This window comes from Pseudomonas sp., from assembly GCF_050739995.1.
Classification (GTDB): domain Bacteria; phylum Pseudomonadota; class Gammaproteobacteria; order Pseudomonadales; family Pseudomonadaceae; genus Aquipseudomonas.
On the sequence record NZ_JBOICG010000486.1, the window covers coordinates 1 to 9,012 of the forward strand.

At 59.8% G+C, this 9,012-nt stretch carries 8 protein-coding genes; 2 read left to right on the forward strand and 6 right to left on the reverse strand.

What is annotated here, in order from left to right; genetic code table 11:
* Positions 1-50: 50 nt before the first annotated feature.
* The 6 genes from era to lptF all read right to left on the reverse strand — a co-directional run bounded on the left by era (position 51) and on the right by lptF (position 6,789).
* The gene (gene era, locus ACRESD_RS16075) at positions 51-953 is read right to left on the reverse strand and encodes a GTPase Era (RefSeq protein ID WP_016978271.1); all 903 of its coding nucleotides are present in this window, start codon (positions 951-953) and stop codon (positions 51-53) included.
* Positions 946-1,635, reverse strand: a complete 690-nt coding sequence (gene rnc, locus ACRESD_RS16080; protein WP_431751828.1) for a ribonuclease III — start codon at positions 1,633-1,635, stop codon at positions 946-948. Before rnc ends, era begins: the two co-directional genes overlap by 8 nt.
* 152 nt (positions 1,636-1,787) lie before the next feature.
* On the reverse strand, positions 1,788-2,642 hold the full coding sequence (gene lepB / locus ACRESD_RS16085) for a signal peptidase I (RefSeq protein ID WP_431751829.1): 855 nt from the start codon (positions 2,640-2,642) through the stop codon (positions 1,788-1,790).
* 5 nt (positions 2,643-2,647) lie between these two features.
* Entirely contained in the window at positions 2,648-4,447 is a 1,800-nt protein-coding gene (gene lepA / locus ACRESD_RS16090; protein ID WP_431751830.1) for a translation elongation factor 4, read from the reverse strand.
* Between the two features lie 151 nt (positions 4,448-4,598).
* Positions 4,599-5,678, reverse strand: coding sequence for an LPS export ABC transporter permease LptG (gene lptG / locus ACRESD_RS16095; protein ID WP_431751831.1), 1,080 nt, complete (start codon positions 5,676-5,678; stop codon positions 4,599-4,601).
* Entirely contained in the window at positions 5,671-6,789 is a 1,119-nt protein-coding gene (gene lptF / locus ACRESD_RS16100; protein WP_431751832.1) for an LPS export ABC transporter permease LptF, read from the reverse strand. The genes lptG and lptF overlap by 8 nt, the downstream gene beginning before the upstream one ends.
* Positions 6,790-7,072: 283 nt before the next feature.
* Between lptF and ACRESD_RS16105 the strand changes: the two genes are divergently transcribed.
* Positions 7,073-8,563 carry a leucyl aminopeptidase gene (locus ACRESD_RS16105; protein WP_431751833.1) on the forward strand — a complete coding sequence of 497 codons (1,491 nt, stop codon included), beginning with the start codon at positions 7,073-7,075 and terminating at the stop codon, positions 8,561-8,563.
* 51 nt (positions 8,564-8,614) lie between these two features.
* The coding region (locus ACRESD_RS16110; RefSeq protein WP_431751834.1) for a DNA polymerase III subunit chi at positions 8,615-9,012 on the forward strand (398 nt) is incomplete at its 3' end.

Consider the following 9,012-nt stretch of genomic DNA (forward strand, 5'->3'; position numbering starts at 1 on the left):
CGGGGGCAAGCCCCCTCCCACATTTTCAGCCCTGCGGTGTATTCAGGACCTTACAGGTCGCCGTAGCCCAGGGAGCGCAGTGCACGCTCATCATCGGACCAGCCGCCCTTCACCTTCACCCACAGGTTGAGCATGATCTTGGAGTCGAACAGCAACTCCATGTCCTTGCGCGCTTCGGTACCGATGCGCTTGATGCGCTCGCCCTTGTCGCCAATGATGATTTTCTTCTGGCCGTCACGTTCGACGAGGATCAGCGCATGAATATGCAGGGTCTTGCCCTGCTGCTTGAACTCTTCGATTTCCACGGTGATCTGGTACGGCAGCTCAGCGCCCATCTGGCGCATGATTTTCTCGCGCACCAGTTCGGCGGCCAGGAAGCGGCTGCTGCGGTCGGTGATCTGGTCTTCCGGGAAGAAGTGCTCGTTCTCCGGCAGGTGCTCGGCGATCACGCGCTCCAGGGCATCGAGGTTGTGGCCATGCTGGGCCGAAATCGGAATGATCTGGGCGTTCGGCAGTTGTTCCTGCAACCAGCTCAGGTGTGGCATCAGTTCGGCTTTGTCTTCGATGCGGTCGGTCTTGTTCAGCGCGACGATCAACGGGCCGGTGACATACTGCACACGCTCAAGAACCATCTGGTCTTCGTCGGTCCACTTGGTGCGGTCGACCACGAAGATCACCACGTCGACGTCTTTCAACGCTGCCGAAGCGGTCTTGTTCATGTAGCGGTTGAGGGCTTTTTCACCGCCTTTGTGCATGCCCGGGGTGTCGACATAGACCGCTTGCACGTTGCCTTCAGTCTTGATGCCCAGCATGTTGTGACGGGTGGTCTGCGGCTTGCGCGAAGTGATCGCGAGCTTTTGGCCCAGGATGTGGTTCAGCAATGTGGACTTGCCCACGTTCGGGCGGCCGACGATGGCAACATAGCCACAGCGTGTTGCGGTTGAATCAGTCATGGCCATTCTCCACGCCCAGGGCAATCAGTGCTGCTGCGGCCGCTACCTGTTCGGCAATACGACGGCTCACACCCTGACCTCGGCTTTTTTCATTCAGTAAGGTGATTTCACATTCCACGAAGAATACGCGGCAATGGGGCTCACCCTGGATATCCACCACTTCGTAACGTGGCAGTTCGCAACCGCGGGATTGCAGGTATTCCTGCAGACGGGTCTTGGGATCTTTGTTGGTGTCGACCAGCGTGAGGCTTTCGATCTCGGAGGTCAGCCAGGCCGTGACCCGCTCCTTGGCCGCTTCCATACCGGCATCGAGGTAGATCGCACCGATCAACGCCTCAAGGGCATCGGCCAGGATCGACTCGCGGCGGAAACCGCCACTTTTCAATTCACCGGAACCCAGGCGCAGGTACTCGCCCAGACCGAAACCACGGGCCAGCACGGCCAGGGTCTCACCCTTCACCAGGCGTGCACGCAGGCGCGACAGCTGGCCTTCACGGGCTTGCGGGAAACGCTCGAACAGCGCCTCACCGGCAACGAAATTGAGGATGGCATCACCGAGGAATTCCAGGCGCTCGTTATTACGCCCTGCAAAGCTGCGGTGTGTGAGGGCAAGGACCATCAATTCCTGATCCTTGAAGGTGTAGCCGAGCTGGCGCTCGAGACGACTTAGAGAAACGGTCACGGTTTATCCATATCTAGTTGGTGGCACCGGCGGCCATCGACGATTGACGCAGTGTTCAAATTCAAATCCTGATTGGTGCTGCATGAGGTCGGGCCAAAGATTGTCCCCACCCCAGAAAAGCATTCGGCGCTGTGTGAACAGCGCCGCCTGTATTACTTGATCAGCCCGACCCGCGAGAAGTTCGGCAGGTGGCTGAGCTTGGGTTCCGGCCAACTCATCCAGACCGCGAAGGCCTTGCCGACAATGTTCTCGTCGGGAACCATGCCCAGCAGGTCCTTGGGAATGTTGGGGTCGTCCCAGTAGCGGCTGTCGTTGGAGTTGTCCCGGTTGTCGCCCATCATGAAGTAGTGCCCGGCAGGCACTTTCCACTCGCCATCAGGCATTGCACGGTAGCGGCTCATTTCCTTGCGGATTTCGTGCTCTACCGTACCGAGTTTTTCCTGGTACAGCTCGGCGCTGCCCAAGGTGTTCGGCTCGGTACCGATCAGCTTCTCGGCCACCGACTCACCGTTGACGAACAGACGCTTGTCGCTGGTGTAGCGAATCACGTCGCCCGGCAGGCCCACTACACGCTTGATGTAGTTGACGTTCGGGTCGCTTGGGTAGCGGAACACCATCACATCGCCGCGCTGCGGGTCACCCACCTGGATGACTTTCTTGTCGATCACCGGCAGGCGAATCCCGTAGGAAAACTTGTTCACCAGGATGAAGTCGCCCACGTCCAAGGTAGGCTTCATCGACCCCGACGGGATCTGAAACGGCTCCACCAGGAACGAACGCAACACCAGCACGATGAACAGAACCGGGAAGAACGATTTGCCGTATTCAACCAGCAAAGGTTCTTTGTTCAGCTTCTCGACCACCACCGCATCGGGCTGGCTGACGCTGCCCTGATAGGAGGCGATAGCCGCCCGCCGACGCGGGGCGAAGAACACCAGATCGAGCAACGCCAGGAGACCGCAAACGGCAACGGCGATGACCAGCAACAGCGGGAAATTTAGTGACATAGGACCTAACTATCCAACCTGAGCACCGCAAGGAAGGCTTCTTGTGGAACTTCCACGTTACCTACTTGCTTCATGCGTTTTTTACCGGCCTTTTGCTTCTCAAGCAGCTTGCGCTTACGGCTTACGTCACCGCCGTAGCATTTGGCCAGTACGTTCTTTCTGAGAGCCTTGACGGAGGTCCGTGCAATGATCTGACCGCCGATGGCGGCTTGGATCGCAACGTCGAACATCTGGCGCGGAATCAGTTCTTTCATCTTCTCGGTCAACTGGCGACCTTTGTAGTGCGCGTTGTCCTTGTGCACGATCAACGCCAGTGCATCTACCTTGTCGCCGTTGATCAGCACATCCAGTTTCACCAGATTAGCCGATTGGTAACGATCGAAATGGTAATCCAGCGAAGCATAGCCGCGACTGGTGGATTTGAGACGGTCGAAGAAGTCCAGTACCACTTCGTTCATCGGCATGTCGTAGGTCACTTGCACCTGGGTACCGAGGAACAGCATGTCGCGCTGGACGCCACGTTTCTCGATGCACAGGGTGATGACGTTGCCCAAGTGCTCCTGCGGAACCAGGATATTGGCCCGCACGATTGGCTCGCGCATGTCTTCGATCGCCGACAGATCCGGGAGCTTGGACGGGTTGTCGACGTAAATCGTTTCACCGGTTTTCAGCGCCAGCTCAAAAATAACCGTCGGCGCGGTGGTGATCAGGTCCAGGTCGTATTCGCGCTCGAGGCGCTCCTGGATGATTTCCATGTGCAGCATGCCCAGGAAGCCGCAACGGAAGCCGAAGCCCAGGGCGTCGGAACTTTCCGGGGTGTACTGCAACGACGAGTCGTTGAGGGTCAGCTTTTGCAGGGCTTCGCGGAAATCTTCGAAGTCATCGGAGCTGACCGGGAACAGGCCGGCATACACCTGCGGCTGGATGCGCTTGAAGCCCGGCAGCACGTCGACATCCGGCGTGCTGCTCAAGGTCAGGGTGTCACCGACCGGTGCACCATGGATGTCCTTGATACCGGCGATGATGAAGCCTACTTCACCGGCTTTCAGATCAACGGTCGCGGTGTGCTTGGGGTTGAATACACCGACGCTGTCCACCAGGTGGATCTTGCCGGTGGATTTGACCAGGATCTTGTCGCCCTTCTTCACGCGGCCGTGGCGCACGCGGACCAGGGAGACAACGCCCAGGTAGTTGTCGAACCAGGAGTCGATGATCAAAGCTTGCAGCGGATCTTCGATGTTGCCGGTCGGGGCAGGAATGGTGTGTACCAGGCGCTCGAGCACCTCGTCGACACCCAGGCCGGTCTTGGCGCTGCAGGTGACGGCGTCGGTGGCATCGATGCCGATGATCTTCTCGATCTCTTCCTTGACGCGCTCAGGCTCGGCCTGGGGCAAGTCGATCTTGTTCAGCACGGGCATGACTTCCAGGCCCTGCTCGATCGCGGTGTAGCAGTTGGCAACCGACTGCGCTTCAACGCCCTGCCCTGCGTCAACCACCAGCAAAGCACCTTCACAGGCCGCCAGGGAACGGCTGACTTCGTAGGTGAAGTCGACGTGGCCCGGGGTGTCAATGAAGTTCAGCTGGTAGGTGATACCGTCTTTGGCCTTGTAGTACAAAGTAACGCTGTGGGCCTTGATGGTGATCCCGCGCTCGCGTTCGAGGTCCATGGAGTCCAGGACCTGGGCTTCCATTTCACGCTCGGCAAGGCCACCGCACATCTGGATGAATCGATCGGCCAGCGTCGACTTGCCATGGTCAATGTGGGCGATGATGGAGAAATTGCGGATATGACTCAAATCACTCACGGATCAACACTCAAAAAGGCTGCAGGCAGATTGCCCGCTGAAAAATAGCCGGGAATTGTACCTGATGCCCGGGCCGGACGTCATCTTTGCTGACCAGAACAAAAATGCCCCGATCTCTCGAACGGGGCATTTTTTGTTCATAAGCGCGGTATCAACCAGCTCGACGCAGCAGCCAGAACCCGGCCACGGCGCAGATCGTCGTCGGCACCAGCACCGCAAACAGCGGTGAGAAGCCGAACACCAGGCTCGATGGGCCCAGCAGATCCTGGGCAATCCGGAAGGTGAAGCCCACCAGCACGCCGGTGAATACGCGCTGACCAAGGGTCACGGAACGCAGCGGACCGAAGATGAACGAGATAGCCATCAGCACCAGCGCGGCGGTCACCACCGGTTGCAGCACCTTGACCCAGAACGCCAGCCAGTAGCGGCCGTTATTCAGGCCCTGGTCCTTGAGGTAGTGGATATAGCTCCACAGACCGGAGATCGGCAGGGCTTCCGGGATCATCACTACAGTGTTGAGCAGTTCAGGCTTCAGGGCGATGTCCCAGGCCTCGGTCGGCTTATTGATCACTTCGGTATAGGCCTTGGTGCCCTGCCCCACATTACGGAAATAAGTGGTGGTCACATCACTCAATTCCCACTTCTCGGCACTGTACTGGGCGCGCTTGGCAAAGCTGGAGGTCAACATGTGCCGCTCTTTATCGAAGGTATAGCGCGTCACACCGATCAACAGGCCGTCCGGCTGCACGGCGTTGATGTGGATGAACTCATCACCCTGGCGGTGCCACAGGCCATGCTTGGCGCTTTGCGCGTCGCCGGACCCCTGGGCCAGGGCGCGGTTGGCCTGGGCCGTGGCTTCGGCTGGTGGCGCCACGTATTCGCCGATCAACACGCTGCAGGCCATCAGCAGGAGCATGGGCTTCATCACCGCCCAGACAATACGACCGATGGACACACCGGCCGCGCGCATGATGGTCAGCTCGCTGCTGCTGGCCAGACTGCCCAGGCCGATCAGGCAACCGATCAGCGCGGCCATCGGCATCATGTCGTAGAGACGGCGAGGTGCTGTCAGAGCCACATAGCTCAACACATCCGTGACCGTATAGGTTTCGGTGACGTTGCCTACTTCATCAATAAAGGCAAACAACGAGGCCAGGCCAAGGATGATGCCCAATACCGCCAGGATGGCGATCAGTACGCTGCTACCGATGTAGCGATCAAGCTTAGCCACGGGCCAACTCCTTCAGGCCACGACGGCTCTTCATTTTCAAACGGATAGGTTCCCAGTAGAGCAGCCCCAGGCCGATCGCCAGGAAGATCCCGTGCACCCACCACAGGCCGAGGACCGGTGACAACTTGCCCTTCTCCAGGGAACCGCGAGCGGAAATCAGGATGGTCAAGTAGGCCATATACAGCAGGATCGCCGGCAATAGTTTGAGGAAACGGCCCTGGCGCGGGTTGACCCGGGACAGCGGCACGGCCATCAACGTCACGATGAACACCAGCAACGGCAAGGAAACCCGCCATTGCAACTCGGCAATGGAACGCAGTTCCTGGCTGCCCCACAGCGCCGACGTTGGCAAGGCATCGCGGTCGGTCACTTCCTCACTGATTTCAGGCTTGGCCAGCATCACACCATAAGTGTCGTACTTGATTGCCCGATATTCCGCGAGGCCAGGGCTGCCGTCATAACGATAGCCATTCTCCAGGATCAGGTAACGGCTGCCATCGGGGCGGACTTCCTGGCGCCCGCTGTCGGCCACCAAGATCGAAATACCACGGTCTTTCTGGTTTTCGCCGAGGTTCTTCTGGGAAATGAACACACCACCGAGATTGGAGCGGTCATCGGTCATGGTTTCGGTGTAGGTCACCCGCGTGCCGTCGTTGAGCGCCTGGAAGCGCCCGGGCTCCAGGGTGTCAAACTCGGTCATTGCATCCTGTTTGTTCAGCAACAGCTGGAACTGCATGGCCCCCTGGGGCGCCAGGCTCATGCTCAACCACGCCACCACCAGGGCAACGCCGGCGGCGGGCACCATGGTCATGGCCAACAGGCGCTGCTGGCTCATGCCGGTGGCCGAGAGCACGGTCATTTCACTTTCGAGGTACAACCGGCCATAGGCCAGCAGAATGCCCAGAAACAGGCCAAGCGGCAGGATCAACTGCAGGAAGCCCGGCAGGCGGAAGCCCATGATCAGGAACAACGAGCCAGGGTCCAAAGCCCCCGAAGCAGCCTGGGCCAGGAATTTGACGAAACGACCACTCATGGTGATGACCAGCAATACCGCACTCACGGCACTCAGGGTCAACAGGACTTCGCGGGACAGATAACGGAAGACAATCAAACCAGACACTCCAGGGTTGTCAGGCTAAGGCGGCCAAACAAGCAAGCATAACGAGTCGATCCGTTTGCACGGGCCGGCTAAAAAGATGGCGCATTATCCTGTGATTGACCGCGCCTGTCACGGAGCTTACTCATGCGCGTGCACAAAGCGCGTGGCAAGGGTTGTCAGGTTCCGTCGGCGAGGTTCAAACTGCGGCCTTTGCCGCTGGCGGTTTACAAAGCCGCCAGGCTTTAAAGCCTGCGTACAAACCTCAGGCTCACAGACCTTGATAAGGGACCCGAAAATGGAATTGGTTGTAAAAAGCGTTAGCCCCGAAACGTTGAAAACCGCCACCCTCGTGGTCGCTGTCGGCGAAGGCCGCAAACTCGGCGTCGCCGCCAAGCAATTGGACGAATTGAGCGGTGGCGCCATCAGCGCCGTGCTCAAGCGCGGCGACCTGGCCGGCAAGGTCGGCCAGAGCCTGTTGCTGCAAAGCCTGCCCAACCTCAAGGCCGAGCGCGTCTTGCTGGTCGGCGTGGGTAAGGATGCCGAGCTGGGCGACCGCCCATTCCGCAAGATCGTGAGTGGCATCCTCACCACCCTCAAGGGCCTGGGCGGCAGCGACGCGGCACTGGCCCTCGATGAAATCGTCGTCAAAGGTCGTGACAGTTACGGCAAGACCCGCCTGCTGGCCGAAACCCTGGTCGACGGCGGCTACATTTTCGACCAGTTCAAGAGCCAGAAAGCCGAACCCCGCGCCCTGAAGAAAATCACCCTGCTGACCATCAAGGCCGCCCAGGCTGAAGTCGAGCGCGCGGTGTCCCACGCCCAGGCCATCGCCAATGGCATGTCGTTCACCCGTGACCTGGGTAACCTGCCGCCGAACATCTGCCACCCGACTTTCCTCGGCGAGCAGGCCAAGGCACTGGGCAAAGAGTTCAAGAGCCTGAAAGTCGAAGTGCTCGACGAGAAGAAGATCAAGGAACTGGGCATGGGCTCGTTCTATGCCGTGGGCCAAGGCAGCGACCAGCCACCACGCCTGATCGTGATGCAATACAACGGCGGCAAGAAGTCCGAGAAACCTTACGCCCTAGTGGGTAAAGGCATCACCTTCGACACCGGTGGCATCAGCCTCAAGCCGGGCGCCGGCATGGATGAGATGAAGTACGACATGGGCGGCGCTGCCAGCGTATTCGGCACCCTGCGTGCCGTGCTGGAACTCAAGCTGCCGATCAACCTGGTGTGCATCCTGGCCTGCGCCGAGAACATGCCAAGCGGCGGCGCGTCCCGTCCGGGCGACATCGTCACCACCATGAGCGGCCAGACCGTCGAAATCCTCAACACCGACGCCGAAGGCCGCCTGGTGCTGTGCGATGCCCTCACCTACGCCGAGCGCTTCAAACCGCAGGCCGTGATCGACATCGCCACCCTGACCGGTGCCTGCATCGTCGCCCTGGGTTCCCACACCTCGGGCTTGCTGGGCAACAACGACGAACTGATCGAGCAACTGCTCAGCGCCGGCAAGGCCGCCGACGACCGCGCCTGGCAACTGCCGCTGTTCGATGAGTACCAGGAACAGCTGGACAGCCCGTTCGCCGACATCGCCAACATCGGCGGCCCGAAAGCCGGCACCATCACGGCGGCCTGCTTCCTGTCGCGCTTCGCCAAGAACTTCAACTGGGCGCACCTGGACATCGCCGGCACGGCCTGGACCAGCGGCGGCAAGGACAAGGGCGCCACTGGCCGTCCGGTTCCCTTGCTGACCCAGTACCTGCTGGATCGCGCCAAGGCCTGAAACTGAAGATTCCGAGGCGACCTTTGCGTCGCCTCGGTCTCAGGAACCGCAATGACCCAAGTCGACTTCTATATATTGCCCAGCGCCGACCCGCTCGCGCGCCTGGACTTTGCCTGCAAACTCACCGAAAAAGCCTGGCGCATGGGCCACCGCATCTACCTGCATTGCAGCGATGCCGCCCAGCGCGACGAACTGGACGCCCGCCTGTGGCGCTTCAAGGGCGAAAGCTTCGTGCCCCACGGCCCCGCCGAGTCGGAACCTGAAGGCCTGGTTGTCCTGGGTTTGGGCGACAGCTGCGGCGATCACCATGACCTGCTGGTCAACCTGGACCTGAAAGTACCGCCCTTTGCCAAGGCATTTGCCCGCGTGGCGGAAGTGGTGGTGGAAGACCCGGCTATTCGTCAGGCCGCGCGGGAGAGTTTCCGTTTCTACCGTGAACAGGGCTATCC